This window comes from Chryseobacterium lactis (genome assembly GCF_003815875.1).
GTDB classification, from domain to species: Bacteria; Bacteroidota; Bacteroidia; order Flavobacteriales; family Weeksellaceae; genus Chryseobacterium; species Chryseobacterium lactis.
Window position 1 is genome coordinate 5029155 of the sequence record NZ_CP033924.1, and the last position, 25498, is coordinate 5054652.

The 25498-nt window shown below is 32.2% G+C and carries 21 protein-coding genes; 15 read left to right on the forward strand and 6 right to left on the reverse strand.

Annotation, left to right across the window (positions count from 1 at the left end; all coding sequences use genetic code 11):
* Window positions 1-63: 63 nt before the first annotated feature.
* The 9 genes from EG342_RS22390 (at window position 64) to EG342_RS22425 (ending at window position 8896) form a co-directional block, all read left to right on the forward strand.
* Complete coding sequence (locus EG342_RS22390; RefSeq protein ID WP_073060417.1) at window positions 64-1233, forward strand: site-specific integrase; 1170 nt, start codon at window positions 64-66, stop codon at window positions 1231-1233.
* A 119-nt stretch (window positions 1234-1352) separates the two neighbouring features.
* Window positions 1353-1694: a helix-turn-helix domain-containing protein gene (locus tag EG342_RS22395; protein WP_048506286.1), complete on the forward strand. Its 342-nt coding sequence runs from the start codon at window positions 1353-1355 to the stop codon at window positions 1692-1694.
* 414 nt (window positions 1695-2108) lie between these two features.
* Window positions 2109-2957 carry an RteC domain-containing protein gene (locus EG342_RS22400; protein WP_048506287.1) on the forward strand — a complete coding sequence of 283 codons (849 nt, stop codon included), beginning with the start codon at window positions 2109-2111 and terminating at the stop codon, window positions 2955-2957.
* A gap of 239 nt (window positions 2958-3196) precedes the next feature.
* Window positions 3197-3511, forward strand: coding sequence for a helix-turn-helix domain-containing protein (locus tag EG342_RS22405; RefSeq protein WP_048506288.1), 315 nt, complete (start codon window positions 3197-3199; stop codon window positions 3509-3511).
* Window positions 3512-3588: 77 nt separating this feature from the next.
* Window positions 3589-5058 carry a DUF3945 domain-containing protein gene (locus tag EG342_RS22410; protein ID WP_048506289.1) on the forward strand — a complete coding sequence of 490 codons (1470 nt, stop codon included), beginning with the start codon at window positions 3589-3591 and terminating at the stop codon, window positions 5056-5058.
* 11 nt (window positions 5059-5069) lie between these two features.
* Window positions 5070-7157: a type IA DNA topoisomerase gene (locus EG342_RS22415; RefSeq protein ID WP_073060415.1), complete on the forward strand. Its 2088-nt coding sequence runs from the start codon at window positions 5070-5072 to the stop codon at window positions 7155-7157.
* Between the two features lie 260 nt (window positions 7158-7417).
* Complete coding sequence (locus tag EG342_RS25400) at window positions 7418-7864, forward strand: MauE/DoxX family redox-associated membrane protein (RefSeq protein WP_048506291.1); 447 nt, start codon at window positions 7418-7420, stop codon at window positions 7862-7864.
* Window positions 7865-7962: 98 nt separating this feature from the next.
* Window positions 7963-8232 carry a DUF6520 family protein gene (locus EG342_RS22420; RefSeq protein ID WP_048506292.1) on the forward strand — a complete coding sequence of 90 codons (270 nt, stop codon included), beginning with the start codon at window positions 7963-7965 and terminating at the stop codon, window positions 8230-8232.
* A gap of 406 nt (window positions 8233-8638) precedes the next feature.
* Complete coding sequence (locus tag EG342_RS22425; protein WP_048506293.1) at window positions 8639-8896, forward strand: DUF6520 family protein; 258 nt, start codon at window positions 8639-8641, stop codon at window positions 8894-8896.
* 59 nt (window positions 8897-8955) lie between these two features.
* Here EG342_RS22425 and EG342_RS22430 read toward each other — a convergent pair whose 3' ends face one another.
* From EG342_RS22430 to EG342_RS22455, 6 genes are all read right to left on the reverse strand, one after another.
* Window positions 8956-10458 carry a TlpA family protein disulfide reductase gene (locus EG342_RS22430; RefSeq protein WP_048506294.1) on the reverse strand — a complete coding sequence of 501 codons (1503 nt, stop codon included), beginning with the start codon at window positions 10456-10458 and terminating at the stop codon, window positions 8956-8958.
* A complete protein-coding gene (locus EG342_RS22435; RefSeq protein ID WP_048506295.1) occupies window positions 10458-11840 on the reverse strand; it encodes a RagB/SusD family nutrient uptake outer membrane protein in 1383 nt (460 codons plus the stop codon). The genes EG342_RS22430 and EG342_RS22435 overlap by 1 nt, the downstream gene beginning before the upstream one ends.
* A gap of 8 nt (window positions 11841-11848) precedes the next feature.
* On the reverse strand, window positions 11849-15448 hold the full coding sequence (locus EG342_RS22440) for a SusC/RagA family TonB-linked outer membrane protein (RefSeq protein ID WP_053082687.1): 3600 nt from the start codon (window positions 15446-15448) through the stop codon (window positions 11849-11851).
* Between the two features lie 122 nt (window positions 15449-15570).
* The gene (locus EG342_RS22445) at window positions 15571-16716 is read right to left on the reverse strand and encodes a FecR family protein (RefSeq protein WP_048506296.1); all 1146 of its coding nucleotides are present in this window, start codon (window positions 16714-16716) and stop codon (window positions 15571-15573) included.
* A gap of 64 nt (window positions 16717-16780) precedes the next feature.
* The gene (locus EG342_RS22450; protein ID WP_048506297.1) at window positions 16781-17365 is read right to left on the reverse strand and encodes an RNA polymerase sigma factor; all 585 of its coding nucleotides are present in this window, start codon (window positions 17363-17365) and stop codon (window positions 16781-16783) included.
* Window positions 17366-17471: 106 nt separating this feature from the next.
* On the reverse strand, window positions 17472-19217 hold the full coding sequence (locus tag EG342_RS22455; protein WP_048506298.1) for a helix-turn-helix domain-containing protein: 1746 nt from the start codon (window positions 19215-19217) through the stop codon (window positions 17472-17474).
* 254 nt (window positions 19218-19471) lie between these two features.
* Between EG342_RS22455 and EG342_RS22460 the strand changes: the two genes are divergently transcribed.
* From EG342_RS22460 to EG342_RS22485, 6 genes are all read left to right on the forward strand, one after another.
* Window positions 19472-19729: a hypothetical protein gene (locus tag EG342_RS22460; protein ID WP_103290200.1), complete on the forward strand. Its 258-nt coding sequence runs from the start codon at window positions 19472-19474 to the stop codon at window positions 19727-19729.
* A 202-nt stretch (window positions 19730-19931) separates the two neighbouring features.
* Window positions 19932-20369: a DUF1896 family protein gene (locus EG342_RS22465; RefSeq protein ID WP_048506300.1), complete on the forward strand. Its 438-nt coding sequence runs from the start codon at window positions 19932-19934 to the stop codon at window positions 20367-20369.
* A 206-nt stretch (window positions 20370-20575) separates the two neighbouring features.
* A complete protein-coding gene (mobC, locus tag EG342_RS22470; protein ID WP_073060412.1) occupies window positions 20576-22576 on the forward strand; it encodes a conjugal transfer protein MobC in 2001 nt (666 codons plus the stop codon).
* Between the two features lie 131 nt (window positions 22577-22707).
* Window positions 22708-23490, forward strand: coding sequence for a hypothetical protein (locus tag EG342_RS22475; protein ID WP_048506302.1), 783 nt, complete (start codon window positions 22708-22710; stop codon window positions 23488-23490).
* 140 nt (window positions 23491-23630) lie between these two features.
* Window positions 23631-25223 (forward strand): DoxX family protein, encoded by a 1593-nt coding sequence (locus tag EG342_RS22480; protein ID WP_048506303.1) that lies wholly within the window; start codon window positions 23631-23633, stop codon window positions 25221-25223.
* Between the two features lies 1 nt (window position 25224).
* Window positions 25225-25485, forward strand: a complete 261-nt coding sequence (locus EG342_RS22485; RefSeq protein ID WP_048506304.1) for a DUF6520 family protein — start codon at window positions 25225-25227, stop codon at window positions 25483-25485.
* Window positions 25486-25498: the final 13 nt, after the last annotated feature.

A 25498-nucleotide genomic window follows, 5' to 3' on the forward strand; every position in this document is an offset into this window, starting at 1 on the left:
TAAGAGAGCCATAAAATCTGGCTTACACTATCAATTTTTAATATTACTCAAAAATCCAAAATTATGTCAAAAGTAACATTAAGGAAAAAACCTATATCAAAAGGCAGACAATCTTTATTTCTGGACATATGGCCTCCCATTTATAATCCAGAAACAGGAAAAATGGAACGAAAACACTATCTAAAATTATATATCTATAATCGTCCCAAAAACGAAACTGAAAGGAAGTTCAATAAAGAAACTTTAGCTTTAGGAGAATATGTAAGAGCTCAAAGGCATATAGAATTACAAAGCAAGAGGTTTGATTTTATTTCTGAAGAAAAGATGAAATCAAACTTTATTGAATTCTTTGAAGCTGAAGCTAAAAAAAGAAACAACTGTTATAACTGGGTAATGTCTGTTAGATATTTTAAGACTTTTGTTGGGCCCGAAATTCCATTTAATGAATTGAATGAAACGCTATGTGAGGAATATGCAGATTATTTGTTAACATGCCCCGCATTGGGACGCAGAAAAACCATAAAAAAGAATACTGCCGTAGCTTATTTTGGAAGATTTAAGCTGACATTAAAGGAGGCTTTTAAAAAGCGCTTTTTACCCACAGACCTAGGTTCAATAATTGACAGTATTGCACCGCAGGAAACTCATCGTCCATTTTTATTCATGGAGGAATTAGAAAGAATGGCAAATTCTGAGTGTCGAAATCCAATAGTAAAAAAGGCAGGACTTTTCTCTGCTATGACCGGTTTCAGATATTCAGATGTTGAAAAGCTATTATGGAGTGAAATTCATGGAACCGAAGGCAATTATTATATAGTATATAATCAGGAAAAAACAGAGAATGCAGAATATCATCCAGTATCTGATCAAACTATAAAATTGTTAGGTCCAAGAGGAAATTCTGATTCAAGAGTATTTGAAGGATTAAATTATCATAACACAGTAGCAGAGTTGAAAAAGTGGTTGGCAAATGCTGGTATAGAAAAACATTTCACCTTCCACGGTTTCAGACATACCTTTGCGACCTTACAAATAGCTGCTGGAACATCTATATATACAGTTTCAAAACTATTGGGACATAAAGATATCAAAACAACAGAGATATATGCGAAAATAGTTGACAGTTTAAAAAAAGAAGCCTCTGAAAAAATTAAAATTAATTTATTTGATATAGGTAAGAACATCGTAAATATCGACCAGATTGATCCTCCAACAGATAATTTAAATATCTAGTAATTTTGAGATTTTATGAAATAGTTAGTAAGCTATAAATACCTTCAAAAGACAAATTACGACAGATCAAGTCATTATCAAGAACGTTTTTCAAGGTCTTATTAACTTGAAAAAAAAAAATGGAATATACATTTGATCAAATACCAAATATTCTTAGAAGAATTGAAGAAAGATTGGAAAGTTTAGAAGAAATTTTATTGGATCGTATCCAAAATGAAATGCCAGAACTTGAATTTATTGATGCGAAAGAGGCTTGCAAAATTTTAAAATTATCATTACCAACATTATATTCTAAAGTTTGTCTACGCGAAATACCGTTTTATAAAAAGGGAAATAGATTGCATTTTTCTAAAATGGAACTATTAGAATGGATTCAAGAGGGTAAAGAAAAATCCTTAAATGAATTAAGTAGTGATGGTAATGCTATCTTAAAAAGAATAACAAAAAAAAGATGGCATTAGAAATCATACAAGCATTTTAAACCTTCCAACTTTATTTTGGAAGGTTTTTATTTACAATAGTTTAGACCATATATAAAGGAGATCTATCTCTTAGCACGTAAGTCGCCTATTAGAACAAATTTTGTCAATTAGTTCCTGTTATATCAAACATCACACAACGAATATTTGCTAATCACACTCAAATATTAAACAGCAAATAATTTCACCTTACATTAATTTAAATTGCTTATGAATCAAATTATGAACGAATAAAATATTTCAATAAAAATTTAAAAATGTAATAAAGGTTATTAGCAAAATAATATATAATTAATTGATAAATTAAATAAATCGCCACAAAGGGAAAAATATTATATTTTTAGGACTGCTGATCACTGGACCTGATAATGAGAACCTTTCAAATATATTTTTACCATGACAAAATCAATTTATGATACAATAGTAAAACGTATTGAAATTCAAGAATGCAAAATTACGCTAACTAAAGAAAAGGTTATAAAAGAAGCCTATCAAATGGCGACCTCTCTCCGAGAATTATTGAATGAAACAAAAAAGCTTGTATCAGACAAAGGTTTCATTGATAAAGATCAGGAGATCAATTTTTTTAAATACGTAAAACCACAACTTCTAGGAAAGCTTATTTATTATAATAAGGTATATAGAATTGAAACATCTTGTCCAACAAAAGCTGGTGAACTTTATAAGATATATTTCGAAAATGAACTTGAAAAATTAAACAAAGAATTTCAGGAGCATTTTGTAGATTCAGATTTTTATCGATATATAAAATCAGATCGTAAAGATCTGGATAAGAAATATTTTGCTTTAGGAAATATTGATATAATAGAAGGACTAAATAGTTTTGTCTTTGAAATCGATCCAAATTTTTCAACATATTATGACTATAAAGTCGCTCATATCATTGCAGATGAACTATTATATACTTATATAAGAAATAGGTTGAGCCCTGACAATGAATATGATTCACCATCGCTAACATATACCAATTACGATGATATGTTCTGGACCGATTCTAAGAACGCTCTAATAGAGTTAATATATGCATTATATGCTGCCAGGTCTTTATCCAATGGTCGATTGGCAATATCAAAAATCAGTACCATAATTGAAACACTTTTCCAGATAGAACTAGGCGATTTCCACCATGCTTTCCACCGAATGAAAGTCAGGTCCGGAAGTAAAACAGCTTTTCTTGACCATCTTAAAGTAAGTTTAGAAGAATACATGAGCAGGAACCTATAACATTATTTGATTAAGACAGCCAATAGGTTGTCTTTTTTTTACCAAGTTATGCCAAGATATGCCAAGTTGACCTAATAAACCAACAAAATAGAAACCTTTCATTCGTGAGAATTGGAGCATCTGAAGAATAAAAATTACAAAAAAAAATTTTCAATTTCTCTTGGCAGCTCTTGATTAAACTTGGGTTACTGAGCTATTTTACTCTAAGAAATTTGTCTGTGAACAAAAATTTTAAACAGATGAATATTGACAGATTAGAATTTATTGCTTGGATGGAAAGAATCATGGATCGATTCGATTTGATTTCCGAGAGCGTAAGAGAAATGAAGAAAACTAACAATGCAATTGATGGAGAAGAATTGCTAGACAATCAGGATTTGCTTCAAATGCTAAAAATTAGTAATCGTTCATTACAGAGATACAGGTCTGATGGTAAATTACTCTATTACACTATTAGTGGTAAGCTTTATTACAAATTATCAGATGTCCACCAATTTATTCGTGATAGTTTTAACACTCCCACTAAGCGTAAGAGGAAATTGAAAGCCGAATAATACCATAAAATTCCAACTTAGTTATTGCTATTGATTTATAAAATACCTTGATCTGAGATTTACAAAAATTTAGAGTTATGAGTACTAATCAATCCAAAAATCAGAAATCTGATCAAGCAAATGATCTAACAGATACATTGCTTGTCCATGATACAGAAACCAATAAAATTCTCGCGGTTAAAGGAATAAAGAAAAAATCCGGCAAAAAACCTGGTGAAAAAGATGAGCTTGAAACGGTTGATCCAACTAAAAGAAAAGAAAATTCTTTTTTGAAACTCAACAAAAATGAAGATATGCTTTCCAATTTTTTAAAGAATTTTTTTAGTCAGATCGGCAATCCCACACGCTTCAATTTTTTTAAAGTTCCTATTGAAACTGCTGTCATGATAGCGAAAAAAATGCAGCAATTTATTGATACAGCAAAACTTGAAGGTAAAGAGCTTCTGGAAGGACTAAAAGATATTTTGAGTAAAAACAATAATAAAAATACTATGGCGAAACAACAAAACAAAACGGAAAATAGTAATGGTAATCACTATTCCATTGAAAAAATCGACTGGAAAAGCCTTGAAAATCTTGGATACAGCCGCGAGGAATTTGAGAAATTCAATCTTTTGGACTCTCTTTTAAAAGGTTATAAAACAAATGACATGCTTACAGTATCGTTAAAAGTTGGAAATCAAGAAATTGAAACCCAAGCTAAGTTATGGCTTGAACAGGGAAAGGATGGTCTAGCGGTATTTAACATGCTTCCCAAAAAAAATGAAATTGAATTAGATAAAAAATTTCAAGGACATGAATTTACCGAAGAGGATAAAACCAACCTATTAGAAAGAGGAAATATGGGAAGAGCTGTAGAACTAATTACAGATAATAATACGAAGGCTTTCCATGTGATAACGCTAGATAAGGATACAAATCAATTAGTTTCTTTTCCGGTTGAAAAGATGCGTATTGATGATATTATCAAAGGAGTGACCCTTACTCCCGATCAAAAAAATCTTTTATTGGAAGGTAAGCCTGTATATCTTGAAGGGATGCTTTCTAAAAGAGATACTTTATTTAATGGTGAAATCCAATTTAATGCTTTCAAAGGTCATATTGAATTTCAATTTGATAAAGGAAATTCCAAAATTCAAAAACAGGATAACTCTCAAAACCAATCTGCAGAAATACCAAAAACTTTTAGAAGGAAAGAATTTACATTCGACCAGTATAATAAACTTAGCAAGGGTGAAACAGTATATATTACCGATTTTAAGGATGGTGCTGGGAAGGAATATCCGGGATATGTATGGCTAAATAAAGAAAAAGGAGAATTGGATTTTAATTTTAAAAACCCCAATAAACTTAAACAAAATGCAACCACAGCTGAAACTCATAAAACCCAGGTCGCTGTTAATTCCGATGGAAAAACAAATGAAGCTACTAAAAATATCAAGGAGCCATTAAAATCAGGTCAAAGTACGCCTGCTAATAAAAGGCAGCAGAACACGCAAAAAGAAACCAACAATGCGCCTAAAAAAAGAGGTCGAAGAGTATCCTAAAATAAATTAATATGAAAGCAGTAATAGCTGAAAAACCAAGCGTTGCGCGAGAAATTGCAGCACTTTTGGGAGCAACAGAAAAAAATGAAGGTTTTTTAAAAGGTAATGGCTATATCGTTACCTGGGCAATAGGTCATTTAATTTCTTTGGGAATGCCTTCGGAATATGGTATTACCGGATTTCAAAAAGACAACTTACCAATATTGCCAGATCCATTCTTACTTACAGTAAGAAAAGTCAAAAAAGAAAAAGGTTATCTTGACGATCCCAGTGCAGTTAGGCAATTAAAAATAATAGAAACTATTTTTGAACAATGTGACAGCATAATTGTTGCAACTGACGCTGGTAGAGAAGGTGAACTAATATTTAGATATATCTATAATTATTTGAATTGTAAAAAACCTTTTGAGCGACTATGGATTAGCTCATTAACAGAAAAAGCTATTGACCAAGGTTTTGCCAATCTAAAGCCAGGAACCGATTTCGATGGATTATTTTTTGCTGCCCAAGCCAGAAGCCGTGCGGATTGGCTTGTGGGAATAAATTCAACTCAGGCATTATCTTTACAAGCTGGAAATGGAATTTATTCTCTAGGAAGAGTGCAAACACCAACTCTGAGCTTAATTTGTAAGAGGTACATTGACAATAAAAATTTTAAAATTGAAACCTATTGGCAATTGGAACTCAAATATTTAAAAGATGGACTCTATTTCTCCAGTATATCGAAGGAAAAATGGGATGATAAAGAAAAAGCTACCGAAGTATTAAAATCGATTGAGCGTTTAGGAAGTTCTATTGTTAATTCAGTCGATAAACGTAATTCAAACGAACAGCCACCTCTACTATTCGATTTAACTTCTTTACAAAAAGAAGCTAATAGGAAATTAGATCTTACTGCCGAAGAGACTTTATCAATTGCACAAAGCTTATATGAGCAGAAATTCATTACATATCCCCGAACAGGCAGTAAATATATATCTAATGACATTTGGCCGGAGATCCCTGATCTAGTCAGAGCTTTGGAGAATCGCGTTGGTTATAAAGAGCGGATAAACAATGTAAAATGGGGCCGATTCAATAAAAGAATTGTGAATGACCTTAAAGTTACAGATCATCATGCATTATTGATAACAGATAAAATTCCTTCAGCCCTATCGAGTAAGGAAAATGCTATCTATGATATGATTGCTATTAGGCTTCTTGAATCAATATGCTACCAATGTACAAAAGAAATTACTGAAGTTAAGCTGGAATCACTGCACTTTGAATTTATTCTGAAAGGAGCCCGTGTGATTGATCCGGGATGGAGATCTATACAAAACCTCTTTAAAAATGAGGACAATGATGAAGAGGTATTATTGGATATACCAACATTAAAAGAGGGTGATTCACTCAGCGTTAATGAGGCAAATATATTAGAAAAAAAGACCCGTCCGCCAGTTCTTTACACTGAGGCAGGTCTCCTATCGGCAATGGAAAATGCAGGGAAGCAAATTGAAAATGAAGAAGAGCGTAAATCACTTAATAATATTGGGATTGGAACGCCAGCCACTCGCGCAGCTATCATTGAAGTTTTGTTTGATCGAAATTATATTGTCCGGGAGAAAAAAAATCTAGTTCCAACCAAAAAGGGAATTCAGGTTTATGAACTCGTAAAAGAAAAGAAAATAGCCGATGTCGCTATGACTGCGCAATGGGAGCTTGCTCTTCAGAAGATAGAAAATAATGAGTTAAATGCTAATCTATTTCAAAATGAAATGGAAGCCTATGCTAAAGAAATTACCACAGAACTTCTATCTACTGAGTTTGTACCAAATACATTGCAATTAAAATGTCCAAAATGCAAAACTCATAATTTAATCTTTAATGAACATGTAGTAAAATGTCCAGATAAGAACTGTGAATGGATTCAGTTTAAGAAGGTCTGTGAGGTTGCCCTAAGTGATAAGGAAATGGAAAACTTAATTACCAAAAAAAGGACATCACTTTTGAAAGGCATGAAAAGTAGATCAGGAAATAAGTTTGATGCATACATTATACTTGACGAAAATGGTAAAACTTCATTTGAATTTGATAAAAAAAAGAAAAAAAATAAGTGATTTATAAGAATGGCGCTTCCAAAGACCGTCATTTTTGTTATTATTCTAGAATTATTACAATATGAATTTTTGCTTTGAATAAAGGAAAGTTATGGTGTTTTTCTAGAATCGTAACATCATTATGTTGCATCATGTTGTTTTCTCCCTCTACATTTGTTTGAATTATTTCTCACGACAGTTTGAAATTTATATCGAAAAAAAAATGGTAATAGCCTTTAAATTTCAACTGTGAGAAATGAAAAAGCTAAAAAACCATTGTCATGCAAAAAAAGAGAATTTTTACGGAGATAGTAGTTGTATTATTGGTCATTTTGTTCCTCTATACTGGTGTAAGCAAATTTGTTGATTTTAAGGGGTTTACTTATGATTTAAATAATCAGCCCTTTCCGAATAGCTTAACACCATTGTTAAGGTGGTTAATACCAATAACTGAAATTTCAATTGTAATTGCTCTATTATTTGAAAAAGCCAGATTGATAGGTTTATATGCATCATTGTTTTTGATGAGCTTATTTACAATTTATACAGCGCTAGTTCTATTTCATGTTTTTGAGTATGTGCCGTGTTCATGTGGAGGCGTCATAAAAAATCTAACATGGCCACAACATTTAATTTTTAACCTTTTTTTCGTTGTGATCACTTCACTCGCTATTCGAGTAAACAAGAAAAACTTGTCAGATCATTTACTTTATAACCAGTTACAATAATTTAGATCAGTATAAATGAATTAAAATTATTGGGTCCAAAATAAGGGGAAGCTGAAAACCTTCAACTAGAGTAAGCAACAAATCAAAAACTTTTTATTATGAAAAATTTTAAATTATTATTAGGTGCGGCAGTAGTATTTGCCGTTGGAAGCGCTTTTACTGCTAGCAACAAAGCTTATGCAGGAGAATATGTTTTAATCGCTCCTAATACTTATGAGCTTAAAACAAATCGACCTGCCGGAGAATGCCGAGAAATGCCAAGTCAAATTTGTGATTATACCAAAATTAATCCATCTGGCAGTAATACAGATCCAAATAACTTCACCCCTAATACGAGAAATGCCCAATGGGTTGAAGGTGAGGACTAAAGAATATTTAAGGTGCTATCATTAATGGCACCTTAAATTTTGTAGTGAATTTATTAATTTAATCTCTTTCTTTATTAGAGTTCTTAGATTTTGACTCCCATTATAAAGATATTTTAAACTTCTAACAGATTGTAAATTTACGTATTAATCGATTTATTTCACTATAATCTCCATTATATCTTGAAGTGGAAAATTAAAAGTCATACTCCAACTAAAGAGCTATTTTGATATTTTATGATTATGTTAATTACCATCCAGCAAACAAGATAAATTCGTCCAATCATTTACTTTATAACCCGCTAGAATAATTTAGATCAGTATAAGTGAATTAAAATTATTGGGTCCAAAATAAGGGGAAGCTGAAAACCTTCAACCAGAGTAAGCAACAAATCAAAAACTTTTTATTATGAAAAATTTTAAATTATTATTAGGTGCGGCAGTAGTATTTGCCGTTGGAAGCGCATTTACTGCAAGTAATAAAGCTGCTGGAGAATATGTGCTAATTGGTTCTACTTACCAATTAAAATCAAGTAGACCTTCGGGGGATTGTGTAACTCAGTCTAGTCAAACCTGTGATTACACTAAAATCAATCCGTCCGGTAGTAATACCGATCCTAATAATTTCCAACCTTATCACACAAATGCTAGATGGGTTGAAGAATAGGAATAAGAACAGTTTAAGCCTAAGATGATATCTATTGGTAAAACCTTAGGCTTAAAATTTTAAAGAAGTGAGTTTATTAATTGAATTAAATTCATCCTATTTTTTTCATCATATGGTCTAGGCGGATTTAAACTTGCAATCTTTCCCAACTTATCTATAATTAATACTGTTGGATATCCACGTATATTATAATGACTAATAAGTTTTTCTTCTGAACCATTTCCGTTAGTATATAAGTTTAAACTTCCTCGATGCGAATATTCTAAACTTCGCACAGATTTAATCCACTCATATTTACTCTTGTCGATACTAATATTAATAAATTTTATTTTAGGATTATCTTTATAGATATTATATATTTCAGTCATTTGATCGTTAAGAATACGGCAATTTGTGCAGCCTGTAAAATAAAAATCTATCAACAAAACTTTTCCTAAAAAATCACTTTGTTTTACGACGTTTCCTAGAGTATCCTGCAAAGAAAAATTATATGCTAAGCTTCCTGCCAAAGAACTATCGCGATATTTTGTTAATAAGTCAATACAGTAAGGTGTTTTAACTGAATTTGTAACTTCAATAATAATATCAGAATATTTGTCAGATTGTAATTTTTTAACAAGTAAATATGAGGTTAACAACCTATCCTGAAATAGTCCGCTAAAATCCTTTCTAAGAAATGCAACTGCCTGAGGTGGAGGGAAGTCTTTTTTCCGTAAACCAGTTAATATAAAATCGTAGTAATAGTCGGAATACAGAAGAATATCTCTGTCAAATTTTTGGTCGAATTTTAATAAATTTTCAGAGTAAATCTTCTTTAGTTTATTTATACAAGAATCAGCAAATTCTTTATTTTGAGCATTAGCTTCGGAAGTATAAAAGATATAAGCTTGTTGGTAGTCATTTTTATACTTGAACGTTATATTAGCCTTTAGTAATGAATAAATTGATTTAGATAATTTATCTCGGTATTTTTCCAATGCACCTAAAGCCGTCAACTTAGAATTTTCTAATGAGACAAAAGCATTATCAAACCTTCTTTCATAGCTTGTAATATCAGTTTTTCTTAAAGCAAAGTATTCATAACCATATATTTTCTCTAACTTTCGAACCGAATCTAAAGTTTGAACGGACAATTTTTTTAAATCTTTTTGGATATCAAAAAAGAGTTCATATTTCTCTTTACCCTTTCCGGTAACAGTAATAATGTTCCTTTCAATATTAAAAGTTAAATCATCACCAGGTTCAATTATATAATTATTAAATATTGTCTGCCCATTTTCTACAGATAAATCAGCATACAAAAATGATTCATTGTTCTTAAATTCAATTTTTATTCTTTCTCCAGAGTTGGAAGTTAAATTTTTATTATTAACACCTGAATTAGCACCCCATCCGTTATCCCAATAAGCTAATTTGATATTATTTTTTTTAGTTAAGTCATTTATGATAATTCTTAAATATGCCACTTTATTGCCGCCTTTCGAATTTGTTTGAATAGTTCGAGCATTAGCATAATTTACCAAAAGAATGCCTAATATTATAAATTTGACTATCATTTTCATTATCGAATATTTTGAGTTAATGGATGAAAATTGATTTCTACAGGAGGGATTGGGAATACATACCTTGGACTATTGGCTTCTAGAGTGTAGATATTTACGCCTATATTACGTGTTAGTTTTTTTGCAAATTTATCATCCATATTTAAACGGCGTAAATCTTCCCATCTTAAATTGGCAGTAAAGGGTAGTTCTTTTCTGCGCTCATTAATTATTAATAACAAAGCTTCAGTAGGATTTGAAGCTGTTTTATTTGAATATGTACTTCGTCCATTTTCTTTTTTCCACCTCTCTTTTAAAAGCTTGTTTAAGTCGTTCATTGCTTCAACAAAATTCCCCGATCTAGCCAATGATTCTGATCTAATCAAAAATATCTCGTTTGTAGCTATTCCACAAAATAGTGCGCCTGCTCCTGTATATCTACCACCGAAGTTAATTGCGCCATTGGTATTTTTTTTGAAAAAAATTGCCTTACGAAGATCTTCATTTTCATATGTATCAAATAAATCTTTCATTACACATAATTCCTGTCTACTGTTAAAAGTATATGAAATAGTTTGTGCATAAAATATAATTTCAGTATTATTACCTCGAACAGTAGGAAATGGAAAATTCACAGTTGTACTTAAGGTATTGAAATCAATAAGTTCTGAATTTTTAGAAAGGACAATATCTGCAAATTCTTTAGCCTTAGTATAATTTTGCATATTAAAATATACTTTTGAAAGCATGCTTTCTGCCGCTAATTTTGTAGGCCGAGTTTTGTAACTGACTTGCAGAGGGAGTAAAGATTCGGCTTCAATAAGATCATTAATAATTCTATCATAAGTTTCTTTTAATGTGGAACGGTTTGGCAAATCATTTACATCGGAATTTAATTTAAGGGGAAGCCCTAGATCTGAATCTGCGGTACTTTCATTGTATTGTTTCGCATATAATTGTGCTAACTGATAATATGCAAAAGCTCTAAAAAATAATGCTGTTCCTTTTACTTCTGGTATTCGAGTATCATTAATATTTTTAATTTTTTCAATGCCATCAAGTACTACATTAGAATATTCGATAACTTGGTAAGGATAAGTCCAGTCTGGAGCAAATAACTCTCCCTCATAAATGTCGCTTGACCACTTATATGCATTTCTTTCTTGTAATGTACCACCAGAGATGGCAGTTTGATCTAAAATATAGGAATTGTCAGCACCAATTAATCCAATTGCAGGGTATTTGGTATTCATCACATCAGTATTATCTAGTAAAGCCTGAAAATCTTCAACGGTAGATGGGATAATATCTGATTTATTTGATTTTTTCTCTAACCATTCATCTTGCTTTTTACAACCAACAAGGATAAATGTACATATTGCATAGATTATAATATTTTTCATAACTGCATTTATTTTAATGTTGTCCTAATACCAAATGATACTGTTGTCGGATTTGGGTAGGAATTATAACCGGAAAGGTTATATTCACTAACATCCGGATCAATTCCTTTCTTATTTGCTCGCCACACTATACCAATATTATTTATATAACTATAAATTTGTAATGAGGAAATTGGAAGATTTCTAAGTAATTCCTTATTAAAATCATAACTAAGGCTAATATCCTGTAATCTTATATGGTCTCCTTTCTCAACAAGAGATTCAGAGCTTTGATAAAAAATATTGCGATTATAGTTGAATTCGTATAAGACTGAGGGAACTGTAGTTCGCGTTTCATCTCCTGGGTTTTGCCATCGGTCTTGAAATTCTTGATTGGCATATCCGCTATTTACAACGTCTGACAGGTTTAATGAGGTTGACCTTCGGCGAAAGTAATATCCAAATTTATATGTAACGTTAGCGGATAAAGAGATTCCTTTAAAAGAGAAAGTGTTACGTAATGCCCCAAAATTTCTTGGTCTTGACGAACCATGATATACAATATCTTCATTATTCGAACTTGTAATTATATTGAGGTAGTCTTTACTTATAACACCATTTAAATATCCCTGAGGATCTCCATTTGTTGGATCAAGTCCCGCTGTTTTAAAACTATATACTCCGAAAAGACTATTTCCTTCCTTGATATATAAACCATATCTTCCAGGACCATCAATATTAAGCCCTGAACTTGTTAGATATTGCGAAGTATATTTTGTGTCATAAGATATTACTTTATCTTTATTATAACTTAATAGTATAGTCGTATTCCATTTAAAATTACCATTAAGATTTACTGAGTTTAAATTAATATCAAAACCTTTTGTCTTAACAGTTGCGGCATTTCCTTTGTAAGAAGAAAACCCGGTTGAATGTGCTAACAAAGCATCCTCGATAAGATCAGTACCCAACTTCTCATAAATTTCAAATGAACCATTCAAGCGATTACCTTTAGATGAAAAATCTAAAGCTAGATTTTTGTTTCTAATTTTCTCCCATCTTAATTCTGCGTTTGGGGCACTCGTGATGTAGGCAATTGGTAGTCCAGTAATTGGGCTGACATCATAGGTTGCCGTCAAATAGGATGAGGCATTATATACATTTCCATTATATCCAAATGATGCCCTTAGTTTTAAATAAGGTATTAACGAAAATTTATAGAACGATTCTTTGCTGATATCATAAGCAACACCAGTTGACCAAAGTGGTGTCATTTTATCATTTGTTTTCACTCCAAAAATGTTTGCACCATCTTTTCTTCCACTCAGTGAAAAAGTATATTTACCTAAATACGTGTAAGCGCCGTTTGCATAATAAGATATATATCTATTTGTATTACCTATAATTTTCCCAAGAGGAGACGGAAGAACCGTTGATCCAAGTGCCGATGGGTTCATTGGATAAGGAATATTATAATTTAAATTAGTCACAGAAGTTCCAAACTCATCATTGTAGCCATACAACGCTTTATCAGTACTCTCACTTACTATTTCTCTTATCTCAGCTCCCGCAATTGCAGATACTAAATGTTTTTGTGAAAATTCTTTATTGAAATTCAACTGTGTTCTGAAGTTATTGGAATACAATTTTCTGTCTGTTAAATAGAGAATTCCTCCTTTTGGAAAGGGGTATGTAAATGAGCCCTCACTAGATCGCTGGCTGTACATATTAACGAAATTTCTCGCTTCATAACTTTCGGGACTTCTGTAACCACGATTATTTCCGAATTCATTTTCATGCTGATATTGAATTTCAGCATTTAAGAAATCAGTGAAATTATACCGGACAATGCCTCTTATAAGGATGTTATCAGTTTTAGTACTGGTATCATAAAGGTCTCTTTCTTGAATGGGTCTATATTTCCAATCTAAAAAGCCTAAACTTTGGCTATTTTCAAGATAACTGTCTCTTTTTCCATATGGTACCGCAAGCGGATTTTTATTATCATCAACAAAACTTATATATGGATACGGAGAAGTGTATTGATATCCAAATTTATTCTCACTCTTTGTATATAATACAGAACCTGTAATTTCCAAATTTTTAATGGGATGATATGTATTTGTTGAATTAATAGTAAACCTATTGTTTCCAGAACCAAACAAGGTATTACGGTTTTTGTCATATCCTATAGAAAGTGAATAAATAGATTTTTCCGAACCTCCTCTAAAACCCAATGAATATTGTTGATTCATACTGGGACGATAAAAATATTCGGATGTTTGGTCGCGAACATCCACATTTCTCAATCTATTTATTTGGTCAGTAATATTCTCATTTGAAGGATCATTTCTTTGTTTCGATAAAAGCTCAACTACTGGTGATATTACAGGATAGTAATTGTTGTCGTTTAAATTGGGATCATAATACCCCTTATTAAAAAGAAACGTTTCGACATCTATAAATTCAGAGGATTTAAGAAAATTTCTTGAATATTTTAAATTTGGCCTTGCCCCTACGGTTAAATTTGAATTAAAATCAATCTTTAAGGGTTGATTAAATTTTCCTTTTTTGGTAGTGATTACAATGACACCATTCCCAGATCTCGAACCCCAGATCGAAGCTGCAGCAGCATCTTTAAGTACTGTGATACTTTCAATATCATTTGGATTTATATTATTAATATCTCCTTCATAGGGAAAATTGTCAAGTACAACCAGAGGATCAGCGCTAACTTTATCATCAATTGTAACTCTTCCTCTTATGCTTATTCCTAATTTTTCATTCGGAGGATTTAACCCTATTGGACCTGAAATTTTATTAAAAATCAATCCACTTGTAACACCGTCCAGTCTGTCTAAAATATTCGTGCTAACACGTCTGTTTAATAATTGGTTATCTATTTGGACAAATGAGCCCGTTGCTCGTTCTTTAGGTATGTTTTGATATCCGGTCGAAACAACATCTACTATTCCAATAATATTATCGTTTTGATGCATAATAATATTACCTGAATTTATTACAGGAACTTCTACTGGTGTATAACCGATAAATGAAACTTGAAGTACCTCGTCCTTTAATGAACCAGGGATCATAACAATTCCATTTGCATCTGTCATAAAGTTTACATTGCTTCCTTTTACTCGAAGAGAAGCTCCGGACAACGGTTCACCCCGTTCATTAGAAACCTTTCCTCTTATGGGAGTCTGATCTTTATCTATTGGGTTTTTAGAACCTGTTTCCTTCCCCCTATCGACAGAAACTATAATTTTTCCTTCAATAGAATAATCGAACGGTTGGTCATTGAAGATTTCATCTAGAACCGCTTTTAGATCTTTTTCCTTTGCAGATATAGTGACAGCCTTAGCAATCTTCATATGCCTGCTATTTATTGAAAAAGAATAGCCCGATTGCTGGTTAATCTGGCGAATAACAGTCCTGAAAGGTGCATCTTTTTGGATCAATGTTATTTTTTGTGCAGTAAGTTTTGTGCAAGCGAGAAAAATAATCAATATAAAAAATATTAGGTTTTTCATGACTTGTCTTTTTTCTAATTGTTTTTCATTGGTTTTCCGTTTCCATAGGGGAATAGAAATCGGTTTACCATTGTCGATAATGGTATTATTCATTACATTTGAGTTAGGGTTAGTAATTTGCTTTATTTAACTTTTAAAAACCCGCAGCCGTCCCGACTGGACCTCGGGACGGTATATTCTTACGAACTACGGGCATAAACACATATGAAACGTTCTTATCTGATGATCACCTCCTTTCCGTGAATCTCAGTTTTTACACCGTATGTTTTATCTATTACTTTTAGAACAGTGGAAAGATTTTCATTTTTGTTAATGCTTAAATCTGCACTCTCTGAATTTTTGAAATTTTGGGGAAATTTGAAGTCTACATCATACCAACGTTCAACTTCCTTTGAAAGTTCCACGAGAGAAATATTTCCCGAATTTATCAACCCTTCCTTCCAGCCGATAAAATCAAGAGCATCGACATTTTTAATGGAAAGGCTATAATGATCAATTATAGCCTGTTCATTGGGCTTCAATTTTCTGGTAAATGTAGAGCCATTAGATTTAATTTCTACGCTTCCCTGAACGAGAGTCGTATACTGTTTGTCCTCATAGGCACGAATATTAAAGGTTGTTCCAAGAACTTTAACTTCTTGGAGAGTTGTGTTGACGAGAAATGGATGTTTTGGGTCATGATGAACTTCAAAATAAGCTTCACCATTTAATCGGACTTCTCTATTATTGTTTGAAAATTTTACTGGATATTCTAAAGACGAATTGGAGTTTAGCCAAACTTTAGAACCATCTGCAAGGGTAATTTTATATTGGCCACCTCTCGGGGTTTTCAGTATTGCTGATCCGATGAATTCTGAATCATTTATAGAACTCCCATCACTATAGGTTAGGCCGCTGGGAGTTACCAAAATGCCTTCCGTTTCTTTCAGATTAATAGCTTTACCATTCCCAAAAGTTATAGTAGCTTTATTTGAGCCCGGTAAGATGTCGTTTTCTATGGTTTTAAATGTTGGTTCTTGCGTACCCGACTTATAGTTTAAATACCAAATTGACGTTCCGAAAACGACTATGAATCCAGCAGCAATGCTCATTTTTCGGAACAGCATTAATTTTCTTTTCTTTCTGATTTTTTGTTCAATCAGTTTGAATTGAACATTTGAATCAGTATTATAAAGTTTCTTTATGGAATCAGCGACAAGATTTTCATTTTTTAAATTATTGAAATATATTTTATTCCCTTCATCCTTTAATAACCAAGTTTCTAAAGTTGAATGATCACTAAAAGTCAAAGGTTCTTCCTGAACGATTTTTTTTAATATATTGCTTATTTCAAAACTGATGTAAACATCTTTCCTTTCCATGATTCCGCGTTTATAATATAGAAACGGGAAATAGTATAGGTTTCTCTAAAGAAAATTGAAAAATTTATAAATAAAATAATAAAAGGGCGATTCCGGCATTTCCAAGCCGTTTTTTTATGATAGAGACGGCTCTGGATTTTTGATTATTGACAGTACTTACGCTTATGCCGAGATCATCTGCGATTTCCTTTGCATTTTTATCTTCATCTAAAAACTGCCTCATTATAATCCTGCACTTTTCAGGAAGTGCATCAATTTCAGCTCCCAATTGGCTAATAAGTTCAGCATCAATAATATTTTGAAGAATACTTTCTTCTGATTCTTCAAAATCCTGAATGTATCTACCAAAGCGATTAGATCTAACTTTTTCTTTAGCAATCTTGTCCAGACACGCATTTTTTGTTACTATGTATAGAAATGCTTTAATATTTTCAAAAGAATTAAAAGTTGATCTCTTTTCATAAAGCTTGACAAAAACATCTTGTACAATTTCCTCAGCTTCAGAATAATTGTATTCAGGTAAAAGCTTAGAAGCAAAATAAACTATTGCTTTGTGAAATGTTTGGAAGATTTGGTGAAAGGCATATTGATCTCCATTCCGCAGTCCCTGCAGTAATATTTCATAGGCCATATTTTCAACATTCTTCATCTTTAGGTGGCTATAATTTATAAAATTAGCTATTATTTCTAAATTTTAAAAATCATAATTTTTATAAAGGACTGAAAGCGTTTTGAAAATATACTTTTAAAAAGCATCATAGGGGAATTTCTACTATTGGATCATCATCGAAATTTAAGTCTTTCCGTCTTTTTTTTATAAAGGTTGTGGCTTTAATACCATTAATTTTTAGAAACTTTTCATTAAAATTCTGACGCGACCCTATACCACATTCCTCGGCTAAAGTTATAATGGTATATGACAGATATTTCCTATCATTATATAGTTTGTTTGTAATATAATTTATTCTTAGGTGAGCCAAGTAATCGGTGAAATTCATTCCCCTAGATTCTCTGATAATACTTGTGAGATATTTGTAATTTGTATCAAACTTTTTTGCAAGGTCTTTAGATGTTAAGCCCTTTTCTATAAAACCATTGTTCTGTTCAAATTTTTTCAGTTTTTTTAATATCTCATTTATTATTTGTTGGGGAATATAAGGGTCAACCGAATTATTTATGGGAGAAGAATCTTCAGGCTTTGGTTCCTCAACTTTATTTAAAATTTTCTGTTCTAGAAGATAATAGGCTTTAAGTAGTTTATCCTTTTGAGATTGATGCCATATTATCATGAACAATATCACGGAAGAGCTCAAAATTATAATTATTAAAGTTGTCCACTTACTTTTGGAAATCTCCTTTTCTAAACTAAGCTTTGTTTCCCGCAATAACGGGGTATCATATTCTTTATGAATTTTAGAAGAAAGATATCTGAAATCCCTATTAAGGACTATATCTGCTTTTAATAATTGCTTTGTATAAAAATATTCTTTATGAAGATCTTTTTTGGTCTTATAGTAATTTATCAAAGATTCGTAGTTATTTCTTACTTCTGGTAAAATGAAGTTATGTCTTTGAAATACGGAATCCACCATCTTAAAATATGTTGCAGCTTGATCTTCTTTTCCAAGGGCAAGATATGATTTACCAATGTAAGAATAACAAACCGTTAACCAAGCAAAATCATTGACAGCTGAAATGGATTTCATGCAGGAATTTAGGGATGAGATTGCCTGTTCATATTTTCTATTCCTGAATTGCTGAATTCCTTTTTCTTTCAAAAAATAACTGTATTCCTGCATATATTCTTTGCTCGTTGATGTCTGCAATAGACCAACAGCAATTAATGAATCCGAACGCTTAAACTGTCCAAGATTTCTATAACATACTGCCATTTGATGGATAGAATTAAAATAACCTCTTAAATTGTTGTAAATGAGGTTTGGATGTTGAGGTTTTTTAGATTCACTTTTAAAAAATTCACTCGTGGTTCTAAACTGTTCCAGGGATTCATTATAATTTCCCATATAACTGTTGACAACACCCATAAGATAGATTAGCCTATTGTTATAAAAATAATCTGTACTATTTTTGGCGTATTGATATGCCTTTATGTATTCATCTAATGCGAGATTATACTTCTTATACTGGAAATAATACACAACTCCCTTTTCCAAATATGCAGCGCTTATTTTTTCATTATTTTTAGTGAGTTTTGAGGCATAAATTGTACTATCCGCAAATTTTAATTTCTGTTCTGGGTGTGATGAGTACAAAATACCATCCAAATACCCCTGAATTAATTGTTCGTAATTCTTTTCTCTTTTCGCTTTGGCTATATACTGCTTTATAAACTGAAGCGCATGTTCATCATTTTCTGAAAGTCCCTCATAATTTTTTCGCAGAAGATAGTATTCACTAAACTCTTCATCATTCTGTCCTTTCAAAGACATCGTGAAAAAAAACGAAAAACATATTATATAAAGTTTAAGGAAGGCTTTCATGGTTAGGTGACTTTCATATAAAATTAAAAAAAATCACCCAAATATGACCTTTTATTGAATAAACATTAAATGGAAGCAATATCTAGGTCAACATCCAGAAACATAAATAATTACGAATGTTATTTTTCTAGAAATACAACATAATTATTTTAGAAGCGCACCATACAAAGGTTTTCAGAGCGAGAAAAGTCCAATAATTTCGAAGTCAGAATTCTATTAAAACCCCGGGGATAAATCTTCTAAATATTATGACTATGAAAAAGATTATCTCAATTATTTCATCAATAATTACAATTTTAGCGGGAATTGTTTTTATGCACTCCTGTAGACAGCAGGACGATGATCAGGCTTTAGAGCAGGACTTTAAGTTTGAAAAATCAATAAGTAAACTATCCAACAGAAATGCGGATAGTCTAAATCAAGTATCGAATTCAGGTGAATTTGATGCGGCAGAAATTGACTATAAAGATCCACCTCCTAAAAATGGTGGACAGTGGAAAATCAAAAACTAATCAAACTGTTTGTATATATGCAGTGCGCAATGCATATATAACGAACAGATCATGAGGTAAGTCAGAGGCATCTTTTCCAATGGTAATAGAAATTAAAAATTGCTTCCTTTGAGACAAATTTATCCTTAAAATACCAATCACTGCCACATTTTGAAGGGTATCATATTACTTCTTTAAGTTTATCCATTAAAAATTATATTATATGGATATTTTACTTAAAAACCTCTCGTATTTTAGATCAAACCTTCAAGAATTACTATACACCAATTATCCTGAAAAGGCTTACGATTCTAAATTTATTTCTCAACGTTCAAATTGGGCTTTTAAAGCTTATGAAGGTGCTATTCAAGGTAAAAATACTGAAGAAGAAGCTGAGAGAATCGCAAATTCTATTCTTTTTGAAGCTCTATATTTTTCCAAGTTCAATACAATTTTTCAAGTTGTCACCTACGAATTCGACACCTTTTTTGTTGATGAAGAGATAAGACCATTTTCTCTAAAAATGCTGAATGTCTGCGATGATATATTTAAAAAATATGATCTAACGGATGACTTTGCGTATAGTACTGACTATGATTATCTTTATAACGATATCAAAGCTATTATTAGTGAATGGATTAAAAAGAACTTGAATTTATAATCTCTAATAAAAAGCATCCTACATCACCTTATTGAAAATCCAAAGAATTGCTACAGACCTGTTTGATAGCAGTTTTTTTATTATATGTTTTCGGTCAAAAACATAACTAATAATGCCAAATTAATCCTTAAAATTCCCTGAAAAGCCAATTTAATCAACGGATACAGATTCCCAATAATTTCACTTGCAAATTTAATTTTTCAGATATGCAAGGAGATGATGATTTAAGAGGATTAGCAAAAATTATTGCTTTTATGAGGGCCGTAAGTATCGTTCTGATACTTATGCATTTTTATTGGTTTTGTTATAGTGCATTTGCAGACAAGGGCTGGAACATAGAGGTGGTCAACCGAATTTTAAGCAACTTCCAAAGGACGGCAGGTTTATTTTCACATACTCTTTATACGAAGGCTTTTGCATTCCTGCTTCTTGCATTAAGCTGCTTGGGAACGAAAGGAGTGAAAAATGAAAAAATTACCTGGACAAAAATTAATACCATTTTATTAGTAGGATTTGTATTTTATTTTCTAAACACATCATTACTATTACTTTCTCCCGACATAGGCTTCTTTTTATACATTCTTACGACAAGTATTGGATATATTTCATTGATGGTAGGTGGTATTTGGCTAAGCCGGCTTTTAAAGAACAATCTGATGGATGATGTCTTTAATAGCGAAAATGAAAGCTTCATGCAGGAAACCAAATTGATGGAGAACGAATATTCGGTAAACTTACCAACTAAATTCTATTATAAAGGAAAATGGAATGATGGATGGATCAACATTGTTAACCCTTTTCGTGCGACAATCGTACTGGGAACCCCCGGATCGGGAAAATCATATGCCGTCGTCAATAATTTTATCAAACAGCATATTGAGAAGGGTTTTGCGATGTATATCTATGACTTTAAATTCCCAGATCTCTCAACTATAGCATATAATCACCTGTTAAGGAATACTCACTGCTACAAGGTAAAACCAAAGTTCTATGTAATCAATTTTGATAATCCCCGCGAAAGTCACAGAAGTAACCCAATCAATCCCAAATTTATGACGGACATCTCTGATGCATATGAGTCTGCGTACACAATTATGCTGAACCTCAATAGGTCCTGGATAACTAAGCAGGGCGAATTTTTTGTCGATTCACCAATAATATTATTAGCTGCAATTATTTGGTATCTGAAAATTTATGATAATGGCAGATATTGTACTTTCCCACATGCTATAGAGCTTTTAAACAAAAAGTATGAGGATATATTTACCATATTGACTTCATATCCAGAACTGGAAAACTATATCTCTCCCTTTATGGATGCTTGGGAGGGCGGCGCCCAGGACCAATTGCAGGGACAAATTGCTTCCGCAAAAATTCCTTTATCAAGAATGATCAGCCCGCAATTATACTGGGTTATGTCAGGCGACGACTTCACTCTAGATCTCAATAATCCAAAGGAACCAAAAATACTATGTGTTGGCAACAACCCGGATCGTCAAAATATTTATTCGGCTGCTTTAGGATTGTATAATTCTCGTATTATTAAACTAATTTCTAAAAAGGATCAACTTAAATGTTCCATTATCATTGATGAGTTACCTACAATATATATACGTGGACTGGATTACATTTCCTACGCCAGATCCCTAAAAATTTCGTCTCTCTTTGGTATTCAGGACTTCTCGCAGCTAACCAGAGATTATGGTGATAAAGAAAGTAAAGTGATACAAAACTTGGTAGGTAATATAGTAAGTGGTCTGGTTGTTGGAGAGACTGCAAAGACTCTTTCTGATCGTTTTGGAAAGGTCTTGCAGAAAAGGCAAAGCATGACAATAAACCGTAATGACAAATCGACATCCATTTCCACACAACTTGACAGTTTAATTCCTGCGTCGAAGATCAGCACCTTAACCCAAGGAATGTTCGTGGGATCAGTTGCAGACAACTTCGATGAACGCATTGATCAGAAAATATTTCATGCCCAGATTGTCGTGGACAATAAAAAGGTTGCAGCAGAGACAAAATCATATCAAAAAATACCCGAAATCACCAAGTTTATTGATGAAAATGGTAATGACAATATGCAAGAAGTAATTGATGGGAATTACAAACAGATCAAAGCCGACATTAACGGAATTATTGAACGGGAATTAGATCGTATAAGTAATGATCCATCTTTATCTCATTTGATAAAAAAGGAATCTTAGGATATTGAAGGGTTAATATAACAAAGATTAATTTTATTTTTTTCTTAGAAAATCAAAATTATTTCATTACTTAGTAAAATATTGGATTTTCTTTTCTATAAGAAATTTGTTATACTAACTGGCCAATAATTATGAACACTTATTTATTAGCATTGGTAGAAAGTACGTTAAAGGACGCGATTGAAGAGTTTTCAAAACTTCATTGGGTCTCTCCTGCATTTCACGCTAACAAAATTGATGTGATTCAACTGCAGTTGAATAAACTCATGGATTACTACATTGAATTTTTTCAAAAAACCGGATTTCTGCCCAAAGATTTGGATTTAGTAAAAAAATCTTGCCTTATTGAACGAAGAATAAAGGATTTCGATAAAGCACAAGAAGATGAAATTTTATCTGGTTTATCCTTTGTTATTGAAGAAATCGAAGATGATGTCAAAAACCGCATTATTCCCATTCACACCCAATATCCTAAAACCCATAATTTAGCCCTATTGACAGGAATTGCAGCGACTGACTCCTATGGAAAAACGATTAGATTTCTGCTTCATGAATTTGAAATACCGAGAATTTTAATTGATATAATTGCGCAGGATCTTGATTATATTGGAAGGCTTCTTGATCTGTATGATGCAAAGGTAAGAAGTTCGTTAAAAGACTTTGTAACATCATTTAATCGTAATTATAAGAAGTTCCAGAAAGACTGTAAGATTTATCTAGAGGATACTTTTTATCAATTTTATATCAAACTAAAGATGATCGGGGCAAACCGTGATATTCTTTTTTCGGATATGAACAAAAAGGAAATTGCTTATAATAATCAATTTGGAGATTATTTAAACCTCTACAGAATATATAATCAACATTATAAAATCGTGCTGGATGACTTACCCAGATTCAAACAAATATTATAGTATCGATAATTAAATTCCTATTAGTAGGAATTTTTTATAATAAAAAAGCATTTATTTGAAATACATTAGCTCATTCAAGATATTTTTTTTCAAGAAAGGTTTTTGAAATTTGGTTATAGATAATCATTAAACCGATTGTGATGAAAAAATATTTTGCAAAAGACTATGCAAGTATTGTAGCTTATTTCATAGCGCTGCTTTTTGTATATGCAGCTATGAGTAAACTTTTGGATTTTGAAAATTTCCAGGTTCAACTCGCGCAATCCCCACTGTTGAGTGCCTATGCCGGATTTATTTCCTATGCCGTAATTATAGTTGAATTTGCGTTGGCAGTTTATGTCTGTGTTCCAGATTATCAATTATTTGCGTTATATGGCTCTTTGGGTTTAATGACAGCTTTTACTATCTATATTTATCTGATAATAAATTATAGTGATTTTGTTCCGTGTTCATGCGGCGGAATATTAGAAAAATTAGGGTGGACTGAACACCTGATTTTTAATATCGTGGTCGTGATACTAATTTTTACAGCAATTCTTTACAGGGAAAGAAAACAGAATCCACAAAATCGACTGATCTTACCCATATCCAAATCTATTGCCATAAGTATTGTCAGTTGTGGAATTGTTGTATGCTTATTTTTAAGTTCCGAACACATTATTAAGCAGGAGAATAATTTTACAAGGCGATTTGTACCGCATCCACTTGTTAAAGAACAGATTTATGACCTGGGAGTAAATTCTTACTACTTTGCTGGGTTGGAGGATGGAAATATCTATTTGGGAAATACAACTGCACCGCTTTTCATAACAAAAATTGACACCGCACTAAGAGGGATGTCAGATATAAAGGTAAAATTGGACAATAAAAATCATGTATTCCGAAACTTAAAGTTAACAATCCGTAAACCATATTATTATATGTACGATGGTTCTGTACCAGTAATTTATCAAGGGAAGTTGGAGGACTCATTAGCAAAAACAATAAGCTTTGGTGATGCATATTTTAATCAGCTTGCCATACTTGATTCAATGCGATTTGCCATTAGAACTCAGCGGAGGTCTGATAAACGGTATATTCTAGCCTCACTGGATTTAGATAAAAATAAAAAACTGGAATTGCAACCGGATATTTTAGAAAAACAGATTGACGGAATTTTTGATGTGGATGGAATTTTGAGTTCTGATAGTCAGAGCGGAAAACTGGTCTACACCTATGTCTATCGCAACCAGTACATTGTGATGGATAACAATTTCAAGATATTGAATCGTCTAAATACCATTGATACAACAAGCCGTGCAAAAATTTCTGTAGTACGTTTATCCAATGGCAATAATAAAATGAGTGCTCCGCCTTTTAGCGTAAATAAAGGTTCACTGGTTTCGGGTAATTTATTATTTAATCAATCCAACCTGAAAGGCAAACATGAGCCCTCAAAATCCTGGAAAACATCTTCCATAATTGATGTATACAGCACTGATCAACAGCAATATATTGGTAGTTTTTACATTCGACATAAAAATAATATACCAATGTCTGCAATGATCGTTCAGGACAACAACCTTTTCGTCCTTATTGGAAATGAACTTGTTCGTTATAAAATCCGGGATGGTGCTTTTGACGTGAATTCAAAACGAAACAGGCCGCTCAGGGAGCAGCCTGTTGATAAGGAACCCAAAAAAGGGATTGCCGAAAACCTTGAAAAGATTAGGCATAAACCAATAAACACTTAATATGAAAAAAATATTATTGCCAGCACTTATTGTAGCAATGGGTGCAGGCGCAGCTTTCGCTACCAATTTGGCAAGTAAAGCCTCTAAAGTAATTCCGACTTATCGTATTGATGAGAATAACAAATGTGTTCAGGTACAACAAGATTGTAATGCCACAAGCGGATTTGTTTGTACTTGGGATGGAGACGGTACTTCGCGTTTACATGAGTTTATGGATAGTGAAACACAATGTTCACAAGAACTATTCAGAACTACTCCATAAGTTCGAAGAGAAG